General features: G+C 43.1%; 28 protein-coding genes and 1 pseudogene. 24 read left to right on the top strand and 5 right to left on the bottom strand.

The window, feature by feature from the left end:
- The first annotated feature begins 36 nt into the window (after positions 1–36).
- The 4 genes and pseudogenes from spo0A to C3B52_RS07035 all read left to right on the top strand — a co-directional run bounded on the left by spo0A (position 37) and on the right by C3B52_RS07035 (position 2,813).
- Entirely contained in the window at positions 37–825 is a 789-nt protein-coding gene (spo0A, locus tag C3B52_RS07045) for a sporulation transcription factor Spo0A (RefSeq protein ID WP_049740221.1), read from the top strand.
- Positions 826–1,051: 226 nt separating this feature from the next.
- Positions 1,052–1,222: pseudogene (locus C3B52_RS38155) on the top strand (tyrosine-type recombinase/integrase); the annotation flags it as partial.
- Positions 1,223–1,754: 532 nt separating this feature from the next.
- Complete coding sequence (locus tag C3B52_RS07040) at positions 1,755–2,177, top strand: hypothetical protein (protein WP_103105362.1); 423 nt, start codon at positions 1,755–1,757, stop codon at positions 2,175–2,177.
- Between the two features lie 75 nt (positions 2,178–2,252).
- On the top strand, positions 2,253–2,813 hold the full coding sequence (locus tag C3B52_RS07035) for a hypothetical protein (RefSeq protein ID WP_235615618.1): 561 nt from the start codon (positions 2,253–2,255) through the stop codon (positions 2,811–2,813).
- A gap of 240 nt (positions 2,814–3,053) precedes the next feature.
- On the opposite strand, the gene C3B52_RS07030 is transcribed toward C3B52_RS07035, so the two are convergent.
- Both C3B52_RS07030 and C3B52_RS07025 read right to left on the bottom strand, forming a co-directional pair.
- The gene (locus tag C3B52_RS07030) at positions 3,054–4,268 is read right to left on the bottom strand and encodes an IS256 family transposase (RefSeq protein ID WP_103105360.1); all 1,215 of its coding nucleotides are present in this window, start codon (positions 4,266–4,268) and stop codon (positions 3,054–3,056) included.
- A gap of 64 nt (positions 4,269–4,332) precedes the next feature.
- Entirely contained in the window at positions 4,333–5,028 is a 696-nt protein-coding gene (locus C3B52_RS07025; RefSeq protein ID WP_103105359.1) for a hypothetical protein, read from the bottom strand.
- A gap of 1,016 nt (positions 5,029–6,044) precedes the next feature.
- On the opposite strand from C3B52_RS07025, the gene C3B52_RS07020 reads away from it, so the two are divergent.
- The 6 genes from C3B52_RS07020 to C3B52_RS06990 all read left to right on the top strand — a co-directional run bounded on the left by C3B52_RS07020 (position 6,045) and on the right by C3B52_RS06990 (position 10,232).
- Positions 6,045–6,230, top strand: a complete 186-nt coding sequence (locus C3B52_RS07020; RefSeq protein ID WP_103105358.1) for a DUF4177 domain-containing protein — start codon at positions 6,045–6,047, stop codon at positions 6,228–6,230.
- Positions 6,231–6,830: 600 nt separating this feature from the next.
- Positions 6,831–7,334, top strand: coding sequence for a hypothetical protein (locus C3B52_RS07010; RefSeq protein WP_103105356.1), 504 nt, complete (start codon positions 6,831–6,833; stop codon positions 7,332–7,334).
- A gap of 157 nt (positions 7,335–7,491) precedes the next feature.
- Positions 7,492–8,199 carry a zinc-ribbon domain-containing protein gene (locus tag C3B52_RS07005; RefSeq protein ID WP_103105355.1) on the top strand — a complete coding sequence of 236 codons (708 nt, stop codon included), beginning with the start codon at positions 7,492–7,494 and terminating at the stop codon, positions 8,197–8,199.
- 292 nt (positions 8,200–8,491) lie between these two features.
- On the top strand, positions 8,492–8,779 hold the full coding sequence (locus C3B52_RS07000) for a hypothetical protein (protein ID WP_164684715.1): 288 nt from the start codon (positions 8,492–8,494) through the stop codon (positions 8,777–8,779).
- A 44-nt stretch (positions 8,780–8,823) separates the two neighbouring features.
- The gene (locus C3B52_RS06995; RefSeq protein WP_103105353.1) at positions 8,824–9,003 is read left to right on the top strand and encodes a hypothetical protein; all 180 of its coding nucleotides are present in this window, start codon (positions 8,824–8,826) and stop codon (positions 9,001–9,003) included.
- 23 nt (positions 9,004–9,026) lie between these two features.
- Complete coding sequence (locus C3B52_RS06990; protein ID WP_103105352.1) at positions 9,027–10,232, top strand: serine hydrolase domain-containing protein; 1,206 nt, start codon at positions 9,027–9,029, stop codon at positions 10,230–10,232.
- A gap of 83 nt (positions 10,233–10,315) precedes the next feature.
- Here the strand turns inward: C3B52_RS06990 and C3B52_RS06985 are convergent, their stop codons facing one another.
- The gene (locus C3B52_RS06985) at positions 10,316–11,005 is read right to left on the bottom strand and encodes a YidC/Oxa1 family membrane protein insertase (RefSeq protein WP_103105351.1); all 690 of its coding nucleotides are present in this window, start codon (positions 11,003–11,005) and stop codon (positions 10,316–10,318) included.
- 27 nt (positions 11,006–11,032) lie between these two features.
- Positions 11,033–11,299: a hypothetical protein gene (locus C3B52_RS06980; RefSeq protein ID WP_103105350.1), complete on the bottom strand. Its 267-nt coding sequence runs from the start codon at positions 11,297–11,299 to the stop codon at positions 11,033–11,035.
- 178 nt (positions 11,300–11,477) lie between these two features.
- Between C3B52_RS06980 and C3B52_RS06975 the strand changes: the two genes are divergently transcribed.
- From C3B52_RS06975 to C3B52_RS06955, 5 genes are all read left to right on the top strand, one after another.
- Complete coding sequence (locus tag C3B52_RS06975) at positions 11,478–11,801, top strand: hypothetical protein (RefSeq protein WP_103105349.1); 324 nt, start codon at positions 11,478–11,480, stop codon at positions 11,799–11,801.
- Positions 11,802–11,812: 11 nt separating this feature from the next.
- A complete protein-coding gene (locus tag C3B52_RS06970; RefSeq protein ID WP_103105348.1) occupies positions 11,813–12,028 on the top strand; it encodes a hypothetical protein in 216 nt (71 codons plus the stop codon).
- A gap of 160 nt (positions 12,029–12,188) precedes the next feature.
- Positions 12,189–12,524, top strand: a complete 336-nt coding sequence (locus tag C3B52_RS06965; RefSeq protein WP_103105347.1) for a winged helix-turn-helix transcriptional regulator — start codon at positions 12,189–12,191, stop codon at positions 12,522–12,524.
- Positions 12,525–12,617: 93 nt separating this feature from the next.
- Positions 12,618–13,196, top strand: a complete 579-nt coding sequence (locus tag C3B52_RS06960) for a beta-class carbonic anhydrase (RefSeq protein WP_103105346.1) — start codon at positions 12,618–12,620, stop codon at positions 13,194–13,196.
- Positions 13,189–14,052 carry a metallophosphoesterase gene (locus tag C3B52_RS06955; RefSeq protein ID WP_103105345.1) on the top strand — a complete coding sequence of 288 codons (864 nt, stop codon included), beginning with the start codon at positions 13,189–13,191 and terminating at the stop codon, positions 14,050–14,052. Before C3B52_RS06960 ends, C3B52_RS06955 begins: the two co-directional genes overlap by 8 nt.
- Here C3B52_RS06955 and C3B52_RS06950 read toward each other — a convergent pair.
- Positions 14,049–14,915: a LysR family transcriptional regulator gene (locus C3B52_RS06950; RefSeq protein WP_103105344.1), complete on the bottom strand. Its 867-nt coding sequence runs from the start codon at positions 14,913–14,915 to the stop codon at positions 14,049–14,051. The two genes, C3B52_RS06955 and C3B52_RS06950, sit on opposite strands and share 4 nt — an antisense overlap.
- Positions 14,916–15,015: 100 nt before the next feature.
- Between C3B52_RS06950 and C3B52_RS06945 the strand changes: the two genes are divergently transcribed.
- The 9 genes from C3B52_RS06945 (at position 15,016) to C3B52_RS06905 (ending at position 22,176) form a co-directional block, all read left to right on the top strand.
- The gene (locus tag C3B52_RS06945) at positions 15,016–15,819 is read left to right on the top strand and encodes a class I SAM-dependent methyltransferase (RefSeq protein WP_103105343.1); all 804 of its coding nucleotides are present in this window, start codon (positions 15,016–15,018) and stop codon (positions 15,817–15,819) included.
- Positions 15,809–16,186 carry a VOC family protein gene (locus tag C3B52_RS06940; RefSeq protein ID WP_103105342.1) on the top strand — a complete coding sequence of 126 codons (378 nt, stop codon included), beginning with the start codon at positions 15,809–15,811 and terminating at the stop codon, positions 16,184–16,186. Before C3B52_RS06945 ends, C3B52_RS06940 begins: the two co-directional genes overlap by 11 nt.
- A 2-nt stretch (positions 16,187–16,188) precedes the next feature.
- The gene (locus C3B52_RS06935) at positions 16,189–16,977 is read left to right on the top strand and encodes a class I SAM-dependent methyltransferase (protein ID WP_103105341.1); all 789 of its coding nucleotides are present in this window, start codon (positions 16,189–16,191) and stop codon (positions 16,975–16,977) included.
- Positions 16,978–17,071: 94 nt separating this feature from the next.
- On the top strand, positions 17,072–18,469 hold the full coding sequence (locus C3B52_RS06930) for an amidase (protein WP_103105340.1): 1,398 nt from the start codon (positions 17,072–17,074) through the stop codon (positions 18,467–18,469).
- Between the two features lie 129 nt (positions 18,470–18,598).
- Positions 18,599–18,775 (top strand): DUF2759 family protein, encoded by a 177-nt coding sequence (locus C3B52_RS06925; protein WP_103105339.1) that lies wholly within the window; start codon positions 18,599–18,601, stop codon positions 18,773–18,775.
- 115 nt (positions 18,776–18,890) lie between these two features.
- Positions 18,891–20,057: a putative cytokinetic ring protein SteA gene (gene steA, locus C3B52_RS06920; protein ID WP_103105488.1), complete on the top strand. Its 1,167-nt coding sequence runs from the start codon at positions 18,891–18,893 to the stop codon at positions 20,055–20,057.
- A gap of 16 nt (positions 20,058–20,073) precedes the next feature.
- Positions 20,074–20,631 (top strand): copper transporter, encoded by a 558-nt coding sequence (locus C3B52_RS06915; RefSeq protein WP_103105338.1) that lies wholly within the window; start codon positions 20,074–20,076, stop codon positions 20,629–20,631.
- A complete protein-coding gene (locus C3B52_RS06910; RefSeq protein WP_103105337.1) occupies positions 20,618–21,310 on the top strand; it encodes a glycosyltransferase family 2 protein in 693 nt (230 codons plus the stop codon). Before C3B52_RS06915 ends, C3B52_RS06910 begins: the two co-directional genes overlap by 14 nt.
- Complete coding sequence (locus tag C3B52_RS06905) at positions 21,292–22,176, top strand: UDP-N-acetylmuramyl pentapeptide phosphotransferase (protein ID WP_103105336.1); 885 nt, start codon at positions 21,292–21,294, stop codon at positions 22,174–22,176. Before C3B52_RS06910 ends, C3B52_RS06905 begins: the two co-directional genes overlap by 19 nt.
- The last annotated feature ends 8 nt before the right edge of the window (positions 22,177–22,184 follow it).

The raw sequence follows: 22,184 nt of genomic DNA, 5'->3' as shown, positions 1-22,184 counted from the left end.
TTCCAAAAGACCGTCCATTTGTTAGGAGGAACGACTTTGAGCAAGATTGAAGTGTTGTTGGCAGATGATAACCGAGAATTTGTAAACCTGTTAGAAGAGTACATCAGCAGCCAGTATGACATGAATGTAGTAGGTGTGGCATACAACGGCAACGAAGTAGTACGCTTGTTGCAGGATCGGGTACCTGACGTCCTGATTCTTGACATCATCATGCCTCATTTAGATGGCTTGGCTGTTTTGGAGCAAATCCAGGCGATGCGTCTGAGCCCACAGCCGAAGATTATTATGCTTACTGCCTTTGGCCAGGAAGAAATCACGAAAAAAGCAGTCGAGCTTGGTGCAGCTTATTACATTCTCAAGCCGTTTGACATGGAAGTTTTGGCTCAGCGCATCCGTCAAATCATTACGACCAAACCGGCCTCATCCTTCGTTTCTTCTGTTAAGCCTCAATCAACTCTGCAAGTCAGAGGGCGCAATCTCGATGCGAGCATTACCAGCATCATCCATGAAATTGGAGTTCCTGCGCACATTAAAGGTTATTTGTATTTGCGTGAAGCGATTACGATGGTATACAACGACGTGGAGCTGCTCGGTTCCATTACAAAGGTGCTGTATCCGGACATTGCCAAAAAGTTCAACACTACCGCAAGCCGCGTAGAGCGCGCTATACGCCACGCTATCGAGGTAGCATGGTCTCGTGGTAATCTTGACTCCATCTCCAGCTTGTTTGGCTACACAATCTCCAACACCAAGGCGAAGCCGACCAACTCCGAGTTTATCGCCATGGTGGCGGACAAGCTGCGGATTGAGGCGAAGATTAGCTGAGAGTAGGCAGGACAAGGGTTTTAGCTTATGGAATATTACCCCACCCTCTCGATTTTAGCTACTAATTTCTTTCTAAAGCGACTAATTGAGGTGGGTGTAATCAACCAATTTTCAAATTTATCGGTTCCCTCATTGGATAGAGAAATGAGGGGATTTTTTCTATGACTGATGTAGAGTTTCAAATCGACTATTTCATCCTTTACTGCTCCTCAAAAAACCTTGCTAAGAAAAAATCAACCATCCTGATAACCGTACCGATTATCAGAAACCCGTTTCTTCAACCACAATCGCTAACTATGTTCGCAATATAAAAGTGTTTTTCAATTATCTTCACAAGGTTGAAAAGGAGATAAACAAGAATACTATCAAAAGCATTGAATCCATTAAACCTGAGCGATTCTCCTACCCTCATTCCAGTGTCAAATAACAGCCGTGTGATCGTTGCATTCCGATAACCATGCAGCGTAGAACTTTCGAAAGTATCCAATACCTTTTTAATTTCTTTTGGTGTCAATGTTTGTATTACTTTTGGGCATTAGCACACACCGGCTAGTGTCCTTTTGTATTGGTTGTAGGGAAATCATATTTGGTTACTTAGTGATTCTTTTACATGGTGTGTCTACGTTTACATGAAAGTTAGAGTAGTCCGATAAATGCCTACTGACGGTTTCCAAGCCATGCCGAAGATTGAGGAAATCAAATCCGGTGGATAGGACTTTGGATAATCCGAAATTGCAACATGGTATAACTGCATAACTTGAGGATGACATATATGACTGGAATATCTATGGTGATAAACTTAATATTTGGTAAAAATGTCGAGAATGGTAAGAAAGTAGATCTGCTGATTGAATACGAGGAAACTATTTGAAATGTGAACTATATCTGAACCTGAGCGCATTTGTATCTCAACAAAAGGAGATCTCACAATGTATCTACATATCATCTGGAATGATTTGTTGCAGGATAATGAGTCTATAGCGATACTGAACCAGCAAATGGCATTCTTACGGATATTACATGAACTTGAAATTGAGGAAGTGTTGGTTACTATTTGCTCTGAGTTCAAAGGAGAGTCCTATCCACATTCTTTTGAAATTGTAACCACCCATGAATCGGTTGATAAACTTAGAAAAGTAATCGAGAAAGATGGTACATCAATCATCTATTCCGGAAGCGTTATGGATTACAAAGAATTGCTAATTGCAATGTATTTTGCCATAGCACATATGGCAAGGACTGAAGAGGTCATAACGTTTGTTAGTGACCTAGCCAACAAGATGAAGAGTGTAGATCAAATTGTGTCTAAGAAGTTGCAGCATCTGATTGAGCGTATTGAGAATCGTGGGTAATGCCAGTATCTATTCCAGAGTAGATCTTTATCATATAAGCACCAAAGAGGTGATTATATGTCATTGACAGTGAAGATGAACATTAAAGATAGCAAAGGTAAGGAAGCAGAATTAGAAATCAATGAAACTGATAATTTGAGCAAATTGGTCATCATTCAAAATGTATTTAACCTGTTTGGTATTGAAAAGGACATATTGGATCAGACGAAAGAGTTTGAGAAAATAGGAAAGACCTACTTGCAGTTCTTTGAGAAGGTTGAGCCATTGGAAGTTAATGCAGAGGCACATGAGATTGTACATAAGAGCGATGATATTAAAAACAAGATGATTGAAGGATTTAGCAATACAGAAGAATTGAAGCAAGTATATCGAGCAACAGAAGAGGTTCCAGAGTTTGTTTTGACAGGCATCAAGATAGACGGTGATGGACGTAAAAGATACAGATGTAGGTATCACTGTGTTATTTGCAGCAATCAAGCAACCCATTATGTTTTTGAAGGTTCTGTTGATGTAAGATGCAATTCCTGTAGAGCGACTATGCCAGTTAAGTCAGCTCACCCTGAAGGATTCCCCAATAGAGATACGTATGGGACTTTCTATAGAGCAGGGGAATTTCAGGATTGGAAATTGAGTTAGGTTATGGGGAACCTTTTGCATCTTTGGCATATACTTCTTAACTAGGTTTTTAATTGCTTCATTGGGTCTGTCAAGAATTTTGTGTAAACTCAATCAACCTTTGATATAAATAGGTTTCATCCCCTAATGAGGACATCTTTTTCGAAGCCAACAGGGTCAAGTGCGTAAGGCGAAGCGAACCCTTGACGCGTGGGTGTAGAAAAAGACAATCCCTTCGGGGATGAAGCCTTTTTTTACTTGTTAACGGATGTGTGACCGTACGCGATCCTCAAAGAAAACAGATAGCTGCATGAGAATCTGTCCCCAGTTGTGGACCCTTCCCGTCCATTTTCGTAAGACATCCATGGTTACGAGATATAACATCTTTAGAAGGGCATCGTCTGTCGGAAATATAGCTTTTCCCTTCGTTACTTTTCGAAGCTGACGATGGTAACTTTCAATAACATTAGTTGTATAGATCAGCCTTCGAATCTCTGGAGGATATTTAAAGAAGGTCGCAATCTCCTCCCAGTTGGAACGCCAGGTGCGTACCATTAAGGGATATTTACTCCCCCAAGTTTGCTCAAACTGATCGAGTTCTTCCAGTGCAGCTTGCTCCGTTGGAGCCTTGTAAATAGGTTTTAATTCAGCTGTCACTCTCTTTAAATCCTTATAGGAAACATATTTAATAGAGTTACGTATTTGATGGATGACACACTTTTGAATCTCTGTCTTTGGATAACATGCTGAAATGGCCTCCGTAAAGCCTCGGAGGTTATCGACGCTCGTAATGAGAATATCCTGGACTCCACGGTTTTTCAGTTCATTGAGTACATGTAGCCAGAATTTAGCCGATTCATTCTCGCCAATCCATATACCAAGGACATCTTTATGACCGTCAAGGTCAATGCCAATGACCATATAGGCAGCCTTGTTGACGATAGCCCCGTCCTGTTTTACTTTAAAGTGAATAGCGTCTAAGAAAACAACGGCATATACCGATTGCAAGGGGCGATTTTGCCACTCTTTAATCAGTGGAACGATTTTATTCGTGACATTAGAAATGAGTGTTGGTGAGACTTCGATGCCGTAGAGCTGTTGTAGATGATCTTGAATATCACGTGTGGATACGCCTTTTGCATACAGCGCGAGGATTTGATCTTCGATCCCTGTTACATTGGACTGGTGCTTCTTTACGATGGCAGGCTCAAATTCTCCCTCACGATCACGAGGAATTTGAATATCGACTTCGCCATACTCGGAGCGAACCGTTTTTTTGCTATAACCATTTCGGCTATTGGTTGTTCGCTTGTTTTTCATCTCATGCTTGGCATATCCAAGTGAGGACTCCATCTCAGCTTCGAGCATTTCTTGGATCGTTTCAGCAAACAAATCCTTCAAGGCTGACTGAACGTCGTCCACAGACTTCATGTTTTTCTCCTTGATCCACTGCTTGATCTGCTCTTTTGACATCATAAAAATCTCCCAACCTTTCTAAGACTAATTGTAGTTTAGAGGTTGAGAGTTTACACAGAATATTTTACAGACTCGCTTCATTCCCATTGCTGCGAAAGAATACGTTTTGCTCAGGCCAATAAAGAACGTGGAAGCTTGTGTTGTCTTGAAGAAGAAACCGTATCACATATTCGTTTCTTTCAGCAATCTCGTTCTTTTTTACATATTCTAACGTTAAAAAATTTTCAGCGAATAGCTTACTGTCCTGCTCAGAAAAATCTGCGGAATATATGTCATAATTACTTGTATTGTCATTATCCTTGTAATACTCCAAGGTGACCTTTTTCACTTTTCCAGCTACGTCAAAAATATCACCTAACTTTTTTGTGTTTGGACTGTCAATTGCCTCGTAAATTTTTCCATCAGCAAATAGACGATATGTTTCAGCGTATCCTTGTACTTGATATATCGGAGTGCCAATTTCAACCCAAGTTGCATCACCATTCTTAATATTGTACCCAAGACAAACATTACCGTTGACCTTAAACATGACCTCTCCAATTTTCTTTCCTTTTTCTAATCCTTTATTATCTGCTTTAGGATTTTGGAGATATCGGATGTCATTTAGTCTAAGTTCATCTCCATACTCATCAACTACGAAGCAGTCTTTTGTATTTTTCTGCTTGGAGTTTGTTGCAACTTCGTCTAGTTGCGAGTGGCTATATGATTGGTTGCCATTTAACAAAAACATTAGTATTAGTGAAATAAGTGTAAGCTTCATCGTCTCACCTCCATGTGTTCTAATTATAAGCCGCCATACTGCTTGTTTTTGTTACATATTAACATTTAAGGGGAATGGGTAAATATCGTATATAACTTACCTGTGTTTGGCTCAAGAAGGTAAATCAAAGTCTAATTTCATCCAGAAGTGAGTGGTGTCAGTGCAAGAAGTAACAGTTGAAAGGAAAAGGAAATTTAACAGTTTCTGCCTAACTGGTTTTTATTCAGCAATTGTTTCATTCTTTATTTATGATATCGGTTTTATATTTTTGATTGGATTAATTGTGAGTATTATAGGTTTGATTCGATACAGAAAAGATATACATAAGGGAAGATGGCAAGGGGTTGTTGGAGTAATTTTGCACTCGGCCTATCTGGTACTGAGTGTAATTCATAATCACAGCTGAATGAAATCAATATTTTTCAAGGAGTGGGTATAAGGTATGTAAGATTATTCTTTGTTCCCTGATCGATTTCTTTAAAATGGTTCAAATTGCCTCGTGATAGTATTTTAGTGTTATTGGCGGATGATATTTTTTTAAGCAAGCAAAGAATAGATTCAACGTATTCCAGACAATAAGTATTCGGAATTTAGTCCAAAAGAGAACAACTTTTATTTGATTTGAAATAATGGAGAACTAGTTTTAACTAGAAGTTTAGTTGACTCAGCACTTTTTACCAATTTAGATAATGACTAATGGGGTTATAAATGGCACAGCGATTTAGGTGTACACGCTAAATCGAGACAAGAAAGAAGACATATTAGAGAAAATACAAGATGTGAATAATCTAATGAGAAGATTTTGATTCTGAAAATGGAGTAATTAGGATTCTTAGACTATTTGCAGTCGGATTTAGCATCATGGCGGGCTTCTACTCAAGCCTGTTAGTTATCGGAGATTCTTCGAGGGCCATTGAAGGCTCAATCTTCTGGTTACTGGTCATTCAATACTTTGGACCAATCGGTTAAAAGATGGTTTTTTTAAAAGTCAAAAAGAAGATGGTTATTATGGAAAGATGGAGTATAAAACAATCAAGTTTCAAACGAGAGGGTTCCTCGGAGGAAAGTTAGACACTAAAGAATTTGAGTTGACGTTAAATAAAATGGGCAATGAGGGATGGGAACTAATTTCTTGTTTTGATACTAGTCAGTCTCAGGGAACTACTAGAGATGTTCTTACAGTATTTAAAAGAAAGAAGTAATGAAATGAAGATATGAAAAAATCTACGTTAATGGGGGAATGATGATCTTAAAGAAATATCAGCCTGCAGCGTTATCTGTAATAGCATAGATAGAACTGTTTATTTCAAAGGTAAGTTGGTTTGTTCAACCTATGTTACTGACAGTAAATCGACTATAGATGGAAATGAATACTTGATTTTAGAGAGGTACGTATATGGAAAATCTAATTGATAAATGTCCAAAGTGTGGGTGTACAGAAATAGGCAGAGGTAGGCAGGCAGGACACGCTATAGTAGCACCGTTTGAAAAGTTCTTTGGTCTTGGATCAGTTCTAATCCACCGAATTTGTACGAATTGTGGTTATGTTCTTGAAAGTTACGTAGAAAAGCCTTCCAGATTTAAAGAATAAAACGGTGACTTGGTACAATGAAGACACCATAGATATATAGTAGAAGGTTTAAAGCGATTATATAATTGAATACCTTCAGACTATTAAATGTTTCAAGAAATCAAAAACCCAATATAATCGTTAATTTATCCAAAGCAGCACATGTCCCAAATATAGGAAAATAAAGTATACTAAAGTGATATTAGAATTATTTAGGGACAGGTGAAATAGCATGGAAATGATAACTGTAATGCCGAAACAAGGGATTGGTCTTATTAAGTTAGGAATGAATAAAGAAGAAGTAGAAAGATGTAGACAGGAATACAATACAATGTTTTTTAACGAAAATCGTTGTACAGAATTTTTTAAGGGTACATTTAAAGTTGAATATGACAATGAGGGAAAGGTTATTTTTATTGAATTGTCCTCTATTAAAGGTGAACAAGAGTTCACATGTTCTATAATGGACATAGATATATTTGAAACAAAAGCGGAAGAGCTTGTTGAGAAGATTGATATTGTTTCACCATATGATCGGAATGATTGGGAGCTAGGATTCAGTTATCATTTTCCAGAATTAGGTTTGTGTTTTTGGAGGCCAAATATATTCAAAGATAGCGACATGGAAGAGGAATGGTTTAAGGCCCATGATAAAGAAGAACAGGAATCTTATTTGAAAGATCAGTATTTCAGGACTGTAGCAATAGCAGTGGATGGGTACTGGAAAAGCACATAATAAAAGATACATATGATCCCAAAAAAATATTTTTCATGATACTCTTAGTGAAAATCAAAATGAGAATAAAGTCACATTTACAGTTTAGATAAATGTTCAAAAACGCTCAGTTGGTATGGTAATATATTCCTATATTGTATTGAGGAGGATATAGGAATTGATTTGTACGAATTGTAATCACTCTATCTCTGATGATTTTGAATTTTGCCCAAAATGTGGAATCAAAATATCTAGAGAATATGAACAGGTCCAATTAGAAAATGTAAATAATCCTGATACACCCAAGCATAAGCTACGATCAATAAGAAATTACAAATTCACTTCTAAGAATATTATATTAGCGAGTGTAATAGTAATCTTATTAGTCCTAGGTTCAGTATTAGCGTACGTAAAATTTTTCACGATTGAGGCAAAGGCCAAGGAAGTCGTAAATGGTTATCTAAAAGCAAGTCAGACAGGCGCTAGTACAGTTCCTTTTACTAGAATTGATTCAAATATTAGTGACTTTATTAATGTTTTAGATTATGAATATATTAGTGTGAAAGGAAGTAAACAGAAGCCTAAAAAAGCCAACTTAACACAAGAAATCTGGGAACGGTCCTTTAAAGATGAATACCCAACTTTTACTGAATTTGCAGAAGCGATGATTGAAGTCTATAAGCGCAAAGGCGGGGGTAAACTTGAAGGAATGACTTTAAATAGTGTTGAAGTCACCACAGGAGAAATGTATGACGAGATCACCCTATTGTATAATTTAGAGTTAACGAACAGACTTGGTGAAAAAGTATACAAAAAGGTAGAATTTGTGGTTGATAGTAATGACCCGTTTGACACCCTAGAGATTACAAAAATCTATTATGATTGATTTTTTTAAGATTTGATCTGATAAAATACACATTTGATTGGAAGACTTTGCATCATGCAAGGTCTTTTTTTTCTTGCATAATTTCGTTTCTGGACGCATTGTACGGGAACGAACGTTCTTGTTTAGGGGTGGATTAGAATGTCTAATACGATCAATGACCTATTGGTAGTATGCGCATGATGCTTCCAGAACATGGGACAGTGATTATCAGCCATGGTGAAGAAAGTGGACAACAGGAGAAGCCAGATGTGGATGTAGATGATTTTGGTGAGATATATTTTAGAATTAGATATTGGAGATTCAGGAAAGAGAAGAGGGGGCAAACAAGGATAAAATTTATGATGAATTGAGTTTTCAATTAGAAAAGCTTAAACAGACTGCTGTTGAAAATGGGATAGAAATATCTTCATTCACCATTCAAGGAGATCTTTTAGAAGCGGAAAATCTTATAAAGATAGAGATTATTGAAGATACATCTCACATTATAGCTTCTGGTAGAGGTAAGAAAAATAAGAGGATGAAATCTTCATCAATAATTCCAAGTCTGTCATATACTCGGGAACTGTTACCGACATTGTAGGAAGAAAACTTAATGAAATATATGGCAAAATTGGAGGTGCCATTTTGAACAAAAACCTACTGTCAGAGATATTGGATATAGAAGAAACAGATTATGAAGATATTTTATATCAGGCATTTGTGGAGCAGTACGGAGATTACTGGCTAAGCGGTGACCTTGTCAAAAGATTTAATGCTGTTCCCGATATGGGGACAGCTTTTTTGTTAGTGAAAGGAATCAACTAGCTGAAAACGGAAGTGTCCAAAATATGGGTTTTTTCGTATTACTTGAAGGGGAAACAAGTAACGAAATTACAAATATCGATAGAAATTCGAGGTCATTTCCGATGAAAAGCATAAACAGTAAATTACACGAACTCACTCATTTCATAAATGAACTATGTGAGAAGCAGCATACTGTCGGGATTAGTGTGTCTATTACCTATGAGAATGAAATCATTTACGCAGAAGGATTTGGTTATTCCCAATTAGGAAGTACACCAAAAAAGATTACGCCTGATACGATAATGAGTATTCAAAGCATATCAAAAAACTTTATGGCAACCAGTATTATGCAGGCAAGAGAACAGGGGCTTATTTATCTGGAGACTCCTGTTGTAGATTACTTACCGTATTTTCGCACGAAGGACAAAAAGATGAGTGACAGGATAACGGTGCGCCAGTTGTTAAGTCATACAGCTGGATTCCCACCAGATTTGGGCATCGCCAATTTAATTGCGCCAAATGTAAGGGAGATCTATTCCGATTACCCGACCGAATTTCAGGAAGCGCTCGATTATTATGGCTTGACAGAAGAGGTTCTAGCAGGGATCCGCAGCCGTGAAGACATAACGAAATGGTTTTCAACGGTTCCGTTATCTTACACACCAGGTACGAGCTGGGATTATTGCACGGATGCCTTTGTGATCGCTTGTGACTTGTTTGAAAAGGTCAGTGGACAGTCTTGGGAGTCTCATCTTGAAAAGTATGTATTGGGACCTCTGAAAATGTCTAGGACGACCTGCAATCATGAAAGGGTCGAGTCAGACGGAAATCATGCTCAGTATTACTTAAATGATGAAAAGTTGCTTACGCCGTACCCGAAAAATCCGATATCTGCTCCTATCGGATTTCTTTACTCAACCTCCAATGATTTAGCAAGATATGCAGCTGCACATATGAGCCAATCAGCAATATTGAATACAGAATCGCTTCAAATCATGCAAACAGCAGTACAAAGAGTAACGGAAGAATGGAGGAAGGGAAGCGAGGTTCGAAGCTATGGACTGGCTTGGTTTGTCGATACGTATAAGGGATTTGATGTGATTGAACATGGCGGAGGTCAATTAGCAGTCCGTTCGCTGGTAGCAATGATCCCAAGTAAAAAGCTGGGTGTTGCTGTGCTACTTAATTTTAACAGTGATGTGCATCATACAATCAGTCGTAAGGTATTTGATATTGTACTGGAGCTATGAGAAAAGCACGGGATAGCTGGAGGTTCTGGGGGCAAAAGGAAAACCCCTTGATAAACAAGGGGTCTCATCCAACCATTTCTATCTTATTCCTGCTGCGCTTCCAAAACTGAGCTTCCTCGCATCAGCACGCTTTTTCCCAGACGAGAACGGTAAAATCCCCGTTCGAGCAGTCCAAAGAGAGAACCACTTGTCCAGTAAAGCCCCAGAGCAACGGGGGCCTTCCAGAGAATCATCAGAAAAACGACGACCATAACAAGCGAGTTTAGCATCCTAGTGAATATCGAGCTGTCGGTGGCCATTTCCGCAGTCAACGGGATCATACTCGTTACAAAAGTAAGTCCAGCAGCTAGTGCGGGCAGGAGATGCCACGGGTCAAACTGGGCAAAGGACGCCACCCATGGGATAAAGGAGGACGACATTTGTGCTCCATGAGTTAAGAACAGGCCATACATTGCCATGAAAATTGGCATTTGCAAAATCGCTGTTGAAAACATGGAAAAAGGCTTGACCCCAGCTTTTTTATAAAGGCTCATGGTTTCTTCCATTAGCTTGGTTTGGTCTGATTTATATTGCTCCTGTAGCAGCTTCAGCTCAGGGCGTATGACTCCCTGCAGTACAGTTTGACGAGCTGTTCGCAGGCTTAGTGGGAAAAGCAGTCCTCTCACGAACAGAGTAAAAAGCACGATCGCGATTCCCCAATCCTGTGCGAATTGGAAGAAAACCTGAAGCAGTGTCGCCATTATATCAATAACGGGTTGAACAAATGAGTACATTCATATTCCTCCTTGTATAGGTGCTTCTCACGAGCAATACAAGAAGGAGAGTGGCTCTGCGCCATCCAGAGAACAGTTATATTCCTTTGGTGGAGCTTTGCGCCGAACAAACAGAATTCTCGGTCTGCGGCTCAAACGTACAGCGCCATTATCGTGGTTTGGACAAGCCAGTTCGTACGGCAAAGGCACTCGAAGTACAAAGGGCGCTGCAGGTCCGCTAAACAGGTGAGCGACTAAATAACCTGACAACCCCAGTGCCAGCAGCAATAGCGACATATCTAAGGAAAATTCCATCGCTTCACCTCCAATTGACCAATTGGACACTATCAAGATAAAGATACCACAAATACTCGCTCACTTCCTAGAAATAGCATGAATAAAGGTTGGGAGTATTTGCTACGATTAGCGAAAGGAATTGCAATTCATTGTTGGCATCACAGTCAAAGAATAGAGAGAAGAAGGAGTGGAGTACATGTTCACTAATTTTTTCGAGTTTGGAGCAAAAACAGCAAAGGAAAGTATTCGGCTGCTATTTTTCATTGGAATGGTCCCGATTGCTTTTTATGCGATTGTCATCGGCAGAATCGCCGCACTGACCTTCCTAGCAGAGAGATGGGTCCCGTCAAGTTACGGAATGTATACGTCAGTAATGGAAACAAACTACTTCCTGGGCTTCCTGACGGTTGTGATTGTTTTTATCGTGGGCATTATTTTGTGGAAGCTTTTTTGTGAATTGATATTACTTATCTTCAGAAGCTTGGAAGTATACATACAAAAGAACAGCAATCCAGAATAGGAGGGCAGGATGTGGAGAAATTTCCCATTGTCGTCTTGATCATCGGACTCTTGATTACGCTTTTCTCTGTGAAATATCCGCGGTACCGCAATTTAACCCTAATCGGGTCGGGCGCTCTACCCTGCGTTTTGTATAGTATACAACCAGGCTTTTGGTGGCTTTGTCTGCTTCTGTTAATCGTTACGTACTTCGCAGAATTTTGGAAAATAAGAAAAGGCAGGGCATAATTCGATTTGTGAAAAATCGGTTACCCCAATGAAAATACAGGGGTAATCTCAGCGAAATTACCTGCCAAGCTAGCGAGTGGTCGCAAAGCATCGATATCGATTTTAAACTCGCCGGCGTAGCTAATTCGTGAGATACTTACAGAAAGGAGAGTAACACCGGATGAGTTCAAAACAGCTCGATACACATCAGACGGAGAAAAAACTCGCTCCTTTTGACTACACGCTCTCGATTATCGGTGGAAAATGGAAAATGAAAATCATGTACCAGCTGGCGAACAGCGAAATTCTACGGTATGGAGATCTCAAAAAGCGAATCCCTGAGATTACTCACAAGATGCTGAGTTCACAATTGAGCGAATTAGAGCAAAGTGGAGTTCTTAAACGAGAGGAGTATCCGCAAATCCCACCAAAAGTAGAATATTCCCTGACACCGAGAGGGAACACACTCATGCCAATCCTAGAGGAAATGTGTAAATGGGGCATATATAATCAATAGAATTGAAAGAAATAGTGCTGCGTTCGCTTGAAGGATTGAGATAAGGATGTAAAATAGAAAAGAAAATACTCTGAGTGAGGCAGGTGTTGCGAATTGCGTAATTTAGATGAAATTCTCGCATTCAATCGTGAATTTGTAGCGAATCAGGAGTATGAAAAATATCAGACGACAAAATTTCCAGACAAGCGGCTTGTCGTGCTCTCATGTATGGACACACGATTAGAAGAACTGCTACCGAAAGCCATGAACATGCGTAATGGAGATATTAAGCACGTGAAAAGTGCAGGAGCAATCGTATCCCACCCGTTTGGTAGTATTATGCGCAGCATCATGGTCGCGATTTATGAATTGAACGCAGAGGAAGTAATCGTTGTTGGACACTACGACTGCGGGATGAGTGCACTTGATAGCAAGAAGACCATGGCAAAAATGACGGAAAAAGGGGTCAATGCAGAGACCTTGTCTACCCTGCAGCATGCGGGTATTAATCTGAATAAATGGCTCCGTGGATTTGACTGTGTAGATGACAGTGTAAAAAGCAGTGTCGAGACCATTAAAAATCATCCGCTACTCCCACCGAGTGTCGCTGTTCACGGCTTGCTGATTGATCCAGCAACCGGCAGGCTGGATGTCGTAGTCAATGGCTATGATTATCTAGAAGCCCGTGGCTAATCCACACTTTCAACCGATCTCGCGTAAGTCCTTTTTGCGCAAAGTCATACGAGGCGTAGGGGGACTGGTCGGTCTGGGGGTAGGAGCAGGTGTGTATGGCTACGCCTGGGAGCGGAATACGCTGCAAGTAGAGCGTCTATCGGTCACGTTGTCTGGTTTGCCAAAGAGCTTCACAGGAACTAAGCTGGTCCATTTCAGCGATGTTCATCTGGGACATTTTTTGGAGCCACAAGATCTACAACGAATTGTGGATCGGATTATGGCTGAACAACCAGATATGATCTGCTTTACAGGTGACTTGGTGGATGAAGATACACGTGTTCTGGCACTGGCAGTCCCCATTCTTAGCCAGCTACAAGCTCCCCTTGGGAAATACGCAGTGCTGGGAAATCATGATTACCGGGCAAGAGAGCAGATGGCAGTGCGAAATGCTTGGGCGGCTTCCGGTTTTGAAGTATTGGACAATCGGAATGTATCTGTTACCAAAAATGATGAGAAGCTTTATGTCGCTGGAGTAGATGATGTACTCCATGGCGCGCCTAACATGCGGCAAACCATGACTGCTATTCCAGAGGGACAGACAGTGATCTTGCTCGCACATGAGCCGGATTTTGCTGATGAGGCTGCCAATCATTCTGTACAGCTTCAATTGTCAGGACACAGCCATGGGGGTCAGGTCAGGCTGCCCATAATTGGACATCTGCTGACACCTAAGCTGGCTCGTAAATACGTACAGGGCATGTATCGTGTAGGCAATCATTCTATGCAGGTTTATACAAACAGAGGAATAGGAACAACTATTTTGCCGGTTCGACTTTTTTGCCGACCGGAGCTAACTGTACTTACCTTACTTTAATAAGATTCTTTCATCCATTGGACGAATTGCTGAAAAGCTTCGTCCTCTTTTTTTGGATGTAAATAAGCAATTAACGTGGGGCGCTGCAGTTGACCGTGAGCAATATCGTGTGCGACAAGTCTACCTTCGGATAATTCGTGCTGGATCGTCCTCTCCGGCAGCATGGTGATTCCAAGTTGGCGCTCAACCATTTTTTTTACGGCACTAAAGCTGTCCAGCTCCATGATCGCATTCGGGAATACACCATGCTGAGCGAGAAAGCGGTCAATTCTTTGACGGTACGGTGCTGTATGATTGCCAAACAAAATCATTTCCTCGGTTCCCCATTTTGAAAAGCCGGGAAAGCCGTTTGCCCATGGATGCTCGGGTGCCATCACCAGCAAGATACGGTCACTTGGCAAAAACTCTTGATGAATATGGGGATGGTACATCTCGCTCCCGAGAAAGGCGATGTCCGCGGTACCCGTCAGGAGTGCACTAAGGGATTCCTCGTACAGTGTTGAGCGCACGTAACAGGTAAAACCGGGATTGGCTTGACGATATTCCCCGATCAATCTTGGCAGCTCGTAGGCGACAAAAGCTTTGCCAGCTACGATATTCATAGACTGCGGCTGTTCTTTTTGTTGAGTAAATGACCGCATCTGCTCAACGATAGTAGCAGCGATTGGCAGAAGACGCCTGCCTTCGCCTGTAAGACTGACACCAGAAGCGGTACGTACAAATAAAGGGGTACCCACTCGTCTCTCCAGTTGCTTGAGGCGATGGGTTAACGTAGATTGCGCGAGAAACAATGCTTGTGCTGCGCGATTAATGGAGCCATGCCGTGCGATCGTTAAAAATACCTCAAGACTTTCTTGATCCATGCCAAACAACCACCTATCGAAAAAGTTGATATCTAGTTAACTGTATTCTATAACAAAGAAGGGAATGTGTGGAATAAAATAATGGCAGGAGGTGGTCCTCTTGCAAAAGAAGGATGAAATCAAGCAAACGGTTCAACAGCAATTTGGGAAGAATGCCGAAAACTATGTTCATAGCCAAAACCACGCCAAAGGAAGTGACTTAGAATTACTCGTGGAATGGCTAAAGCCTAAAAAAGACTGGACTGTTCTGGATATCGCTACTGGTGGGGGGCATGTCGCGAGGACTCTGGCTCCACATGTGGACTTAGTGATTGCTGCTGATTTAACCCGTGAGATGCTGGAGGCGGCGTCACGTGCTAACCGTCAGGCAAATGCAGAAAATATTATATACGTACAAGCTGATGCTGAAGCGTTGCCTTTTTTGGATGAATCGGTAGATGTGATTACGTGCCGAATTGCTGCACACCATTTCCCTGATCCGACGGCTTTTGTGCGAGAGGTAAGTCGTGTTTTACGTCCAGGGGGAGCTTTCCTCTTTATTGATAATGTGGCACCTGAGGATATTGAATTAGCTGCTTTCGTCAACCATGTGGAGAAGATGCGCGACCCAAGCCACGTACGTTGTTTATCCGTAAATGAATGGAGGGCGCTGCATGAGGCAAACGGATTGACAGAAAGCAAGCAGCGTCAGCGCAAAAAGAAATTTGAATTCGAGCCATGGGTGAAACGGCTGTCAGAATCACTGGCACAAGAAGAGGCGATCGAGCGCTATTTGTTAGAGGCAACAGAAGCCCAGCAAGCTTTTCTTGAATTGAAAATCGAACAAGGCAGAGTCCTCACTCATCAAATCGACGAGTGGATGGTACTGTGCTACAAAAATGGAGGTCAAGCAGATGGCAAATAAAAAGCATGAATGGGTTGGTTTGGATCATGTACAACTCGCAGCTCCCCCAGGAGCGGAGGATGCAGCACGGCGGTTTTTTGGTGACCTGCTCGGAATGACAGAGGTTCCTAAACCAGAAAAGCTGCTTGTTCGCGGTGGTGTCTGGTTTCAGTGTGGCGCCCAGTTTATCCATATTGGAATTGAGACGGCATTTGCACCAGCCAAAAAAGCACATCCCGCTTTTGTCGTCCAAAACATCGAGTCCCTTATGGAGCACCTGCAGCAAAATGACGTACCGATCCGCATTGATGACGAAATACCTCATTTGATTCGCTTTTTTGCAGAAGACCCATTCGGAAACAGACTTGAGTTTATGGAGGCGAAGTAGCTATGGGAATCGACTTTCACGCTCCTAAAAATCAGCAAAGCTATACAGGACGCACCGTGGACGAATCGTGGTATCAATTGATAAAGACTCTAGTTAATCCGTCTGGGAAACGGGTAGTGGATATAGGCTCTGGAGGGGGAGTGTATTCACAGGCATGGTCTAGTCTGGGGGCTTCCAAAGTGATCGGAGTCGATTTTTCACAGGTCATGCTCGAAGCGGCATGTGAACAATGCAAGGAAGACCCAGCGATTACGTTTGTTCAGGGGGATGCACTTGCAACTGGTCTTGAACAAGCTAGCGCCGATATCGTTTTTGCCCGGGCTCTCATCCATCATTTGCAGGACCTGGATGCTTTTTTTGCAGAGGCCCAGAGAGTACTTGTCCCAGGGGGCATATGTCTAATCCAGGATCGTACAGTTGATGATGTCCTTATGCCTGCATCGCCTACACATCTGCGGGGTTACTTTTTTGAAAAATTTCCGCGGTTGATCGACAGTGAGCAGAGCAGACGACCAGCAGATGACCTCGTGCATGCGTCCATGAAGCGAGCAGGACTTATCTCCAAAGAGACGATCAAGCTTTGGGAGGTCAGACGCGAATACAAGGATTGGCTATTACTAGAGGCAGATCTGTTGGCACGAAAAGGTCGCTCGATTCTTCATGAGCTGCAGGATGATGAACTGCAAGAGCTTATTTCCCACATCAAAGACAAACTGCAGGGCCACGAACCAATCGTAGAACAGGACTGCTGGAGCATTTGGTACGGGGAAAAACCGCTTGAAAAGAAATAGGAAGCATTTGTATTGCTTGTTTAAGGGTGCAGTTGTATTCTGGGGTTGTATCATCTGCTGCTTCCAGATCAATAAAAAGTGGAGGTTAAAGCCTGTGGATTTGCTCACCCTATCTCAATCATACGATGAAAAAAAGGTGTCTCCTGTAGAGATTGTTCAGCAAACCTTGAACAAGATCCAAGAGGAAAATCCTGCCTGCAATGCGTTTATTACCGTTTGCGAGGATGAGGCGCTTACCGCTGCCAGACAAGCAGAAAAGGAAATCATGGCTGGCCAGAAGCGGGGGCCATTACATGGAGTTCCAATTGCGCTCAAAGATCTGATTTTTACAAAAAATATTCGTACCACCATGGGGTCAAAGGTGTATCAAAATTTTGTACCCGATCTCGATGCAACCGTAGTGCAGAAATGTTTAGAGGCAGGCGCCATCCTGATTGGCAAAACAAACACGCATGAATTTGCATACGGTCCGATTGGGGACAGATCGTATTTTGGACCTTCCCGTAATCCTTATGACTTGGAAAAGATTACAGGAGGGTCAAGTGGCGGTTCTGGTGCTGCAATGGCTGCCAATCTGGCCTACGCTGCATTAGGGACGGACACTGGCGGCTCCATTCGCATTCCTGCCTCTGCATGCGGTATTGTAGGGATGAAGCCGACGTTTGGCCTTGTGAGTAAATACGGCGTGTTTGATCTCGCCTATACACTTGATCATGTCGGACCGATGACGAAAACGGTCAAGGATAATGCAGCGCTATTAAATCTTCTCGTAGGACACGATGAAAAAGATCCGTATTCCTTTGCGAAGGCAAGTGAAGACTACTCCCGACTTATCGGTGAGAGTGTGCGGGGGAGAGTCATCGGATTGCCTAGCTTTTTCTTTCAGAATATTGAGGAAGAAGTCAGAAAAGCGGTTGATCGGGTGATTGATGTGTACCGTAGCCTCGGTGCCGAGATACGGGAGGTTGCTGTAAAAGGCATTGATGAAATTGCAGAAGGTCAACGAATTACGATTCAAGCAGAAGCATATGCCGTGCATGAAAAAACGATGAGGGATCACGCAGATGATCTGGACCCTGAAGTGCGTGAGCGATTGGTCATGAGCAAAGAGGTGCGTGGTTACGAGTACGTGCAGGTGCAGCAGCGCAGGAAGCACCTGATTGATCAATTCAATGAGAGCTTTCAGGATGTCGATGTGTTGCTCACACCTACCCTCCCAATTATCCCGACAAATATTAACCAGCGTGAAGTACTGATCGGAAATCATGCAGAAGGCGTGCGACAAGCTCTGCTTCGACTGACATCCCCTACCAACTTTACTGGAAATCCAGGCTTGTCGATTCCATGCGGATTCTCACATGGAGGGCTTCCAATCGGTTTTCAGTTGATTGGAAAGCATCGAGATGAGGCGCAATTGTATCAATTTGGATTTGTTTACGAACAGGCGACCAGCATGAACATTGATGCGGCTGGGAATAATGCAGGGAAGTAGTCATCCGCACAATTGTGAAATCGTTTGTCACAAATTTGGATATGCTTGTTTCGTAATAGCCAAAGCTATATAATGGAATTGCCATTGTATTCCGGTATGCGTCATCTTGGTAAAGGAGTGTCGTAGTTTATGAAGATCATTTTGTTTGATTTCCTGATGTTTGTCTTCACATTCTTTATTGCTTGGGGCTGTGTTAACTCGGTCAAAGCAAAGAACAAGTTTGCTATCGGGTTCGGTCTTGTATCCCTGGCAGTATTCCTGTTCGCTGATGGTTTGATCATCTATTACATAACCAAGGGCGCGTAGTTATGAACGAAAGAGTGTAGCGAAGAGAGGTTGTGCATGATTGCACAGCCTCTTTTTCATTTTCTGGCGCATGATCAAGGAAATTATTAGCATACTAGGGATGGAGGTGGAACAGGTGAGTAAGAGAAAGCTTCCTGCTGCTACAACTTGCACGGCAGTCATTGCAGCAGACCGCATGACCAAGCAGTTGTGCAAACGTCTCCACTCCCAGCAAATTGCACTGATTGACCATCCCGATGTGGATGAGATGGCAGCATTGTCTTTATTGGACTCGGGAGTAAGGATCGTAATTAATCTATCTTCGTTTATGACGGGACACTATCCGGCCGAAGGGGCTCGACTCCTGCTTGATGCGGGGGTGTCCCTATTTGAAATACATCCGTCTTCAAAAGAACAAAATTTGATCGAGCTTCTGGATGGTCAGTATACGACAATTCACGAGAGCAAGCTTTTCGTGCACACCGAAAATGGGTGGCAATTCAAGTGTGACTTACAAAAGGTATCCGCCTCCCTGATTGCTACCAAACGGCTGGAAGCACAGGATAAACTGGATGATACCCTCTCCTTGTTTATTGACAACACGCTTTCGTATGCCAGTCAGGAAAAGGAGCTTTTCTTGAAGCCACTGCGCCCCCTTCCCTTACGGACAAGAATGGCAAACCGTCACGTCGTTGTCGTAGCCCGAGGCAAGCACTACAAAGAAGATTTGCATACACTTGCCTCCTATATTCGCGAATGTAGACCAGTACTCATCGGTGTGGACGGCGGCGCTGATGCGCTGCTGCAATATGGATACGCACCCGATTTGATTATTGGGGATATGGATAGTGTTTCTGACAAAGCCTTGCTATGCGGGGCAGAGGTTGTTGTGCATGCGTTCGTTGATGGGAGTGCTCCAGGGAAAAAACGGGTAGACCAGCTGGGGATTCATTGTCATCTCTTGCCTGCGCCCGGAACAAGTGAAGACGTTGCGATGCTTTTGGCATTTGAACAACAGGCGCAGCTCATCGTTACGATTGGGGCACATACCAATATGATCGATTTTCTGGAAAAAGGCAGAAAAGGCATGGCAAGCACACTTTTGGTTCGAACCAAAATCGGCACGAAGCTGGTTGACGCCAAAGGTGTTAGTCAGCTGTATCAGCCGAGCTCGTCCTGGCGAATGTGGGGGCTATGCATCGGAGCCATGCTTCTTCCTGTTACATCAGCGATTTTGATCAATCCGGTTGCACGTCACGCAGCGCAAATGCTTTGGACACAGTGGCGGACCTGGGCATTTTAAGGAGGACGCTGTCGCTATGATTCATTTTCGTTATCATTTGATCTCGTTAGCTGCTGTCTTCATTGCGCTTGGAGTGGGAATTTTGCTCGGAGGAACAGCAGGGCATAACTGGTTTTCCTGGGGTGAAAAAGAAGTTCTGGCGAATATGTCGGCCAAATATGACCGCGCATTGAAAAGTAATCAAGAATTAAAGCAGCAAATGAATCGACTGCATGTAGAGGTAGAGCGAAACAAGGAAGAGGTTGTCCATCTTATGGCACTTCGCTATGCCCATGAGTTGAAAGGAAGCAAGGTCTTTATATGGCAGGAGAAGGAAGGATCCTTGGAACGAATAACGCGATTACTGCAGTCGGTAGGAGTTGAGGTTGCAGCTCTGCAGGAGGAAAGCTTTCCACCAGATGGTCTGCTGCTCATCTATGCGGACAAGCATCCAGAATGGCTTATTGGGCGGGGGAATAACAATCGCGTATTACTCGTCAAGCAAGAGCCAGACTCGGTAGCCAAGCAGTGGGCACTTTTAGAAAACGTCCAAAAATTGCTCGCAGAAACGAGGGGTGTGCGTGAAAAAGGTTAGCGTCGTCATTCCTGCTTACAACGAAGAGGCTTCCATCGGCTCGACGCTGCGGGCGATTCGAGAACGCATCCTTTGTCAGGAGCTGATCGTTGTGGATGATGGGAGCGTAGATGATACCGCACAGCTCGCCAGACAGTGGGCGGATCTAGTCATTTCCACACCGCAAAACAGGGGAAAGGGTGCGGCGCTGCAAGCGGGCTGGCAACATGCGAGTGGGGATGTCGTGATGCTCTTAGACAGTGATCTTCGCGAGAGTGCAGCTGAGGCAGCACATTTATTGTCCCCGGTGATTGCGGGTGCGTGTGACATGTCAGTTGCTGTTCTGCCTCCTCCACGACAAAAAGCAGGCATGGGCTTGGCAAAGGGCTTGGCTCGTCATGGGATACGCATACTTACAGGCTTTGAACCACGAGCACCGTTGTCCGGCCAACGTGCTTTTCGGCGTGAAGTGCTTCAGCGATTAGGCAGACTGGATAACGGATTTGGGGTAGAAGTGGGCCTGACTGTAGATGCCATTCGGGCAGGCTATCGTGTGCTGGAGGTACCTGTCCGGTTTTCCCATCGCGAGACAGGAAATGATTGGTCAGGCTATTTTCATCGAGGAAAAGAGTTTGTGGCCATCGGACGGACACTTTGTCACAAATGGTGGGAGGGACAAGGATGGAGACAAAATGGATGATAGCTATTGCGGTAAGTATCGGGCTTCCTTTTTTGCTGCATCTGGCTCTTTTAAAACACTTGACCAAAAAGCTTAAAGACATGGGTATGCAAAGAGTGAATTACAGAGGAGCAGAAGTTCTGACAGCGGGTGGCATCATGGTCGTGGCTTCCTCCACACTCACTATAGGAGCCTTGCTGCTGTGCATGCAGGTAAGCGGTGTCTCCCCGTCGAGCCTGAATCATGGATTGCTGCTGATGGCTGGCATGATCACCCTGGCTGTATGGGGATGGCAGGATGACCGAGCGACAGACGAGTCTGCAAAAGGCTTCAGGGGACATCTAGGAGCACTTTGGCGGGAGCGCAAAGTGACGAGCGGCTTGTGGAAGGCGTGGGGAGGAGGGAGTACTGCCCTGCTCATTTCTTTGGCAATCACACATACAGCTTGGGCATGGTTTTTGGTAGTATGTTTACTAGCAATCACACCTAACGTCCTGAATCTGTTTGACGTGAGGCCAGCGCGTGCTCTAAAAGTTTTTTGGCTGCTTTTAGGTCTAGTGGCTCTAGCTGCTTATTACTTTCCTGCAAATGATTCGTCGGCAGTGGACTGGGTGTGGCTATTACCTGTCCTTACTGCATCTATATTACTGTTTCGTCATGATGCGAGCGGCAGGATTATGCTTGGTGATACTGGTGCGAATTCCTTGGGCTTCGTGGTTGGTTACGCCTTTGTCACGCACACAGCCACACAGGTGCAAGTGGTGATCCTCTTGTTTTTTATCAGTTTGCATGTAATCGCAGAGTTCGTTTCTTTTACGCAGTTGATCGATCGATTTTCCTGGTTAAAACGGATGGATGGCTGGGGCAGATCAGCGGAATCGGAGTAATAAGCGAG

The sequence above is a fragment of the Brevibacillus reuszeri genome (assembly GCF_002897295.1).
Taxonomy (GTDB): Bacteria; Bacillota; Bacilli; order Brevibacillales; family Brevibacillaceae; genus Brevibacillus; species Brevibacillus reuszeri_A.
The sequence above is the reverse complement of the archived record's forward strand: the minus strand, read 5'-3'. Positions and strand labels throughout refer to the sequence as shown.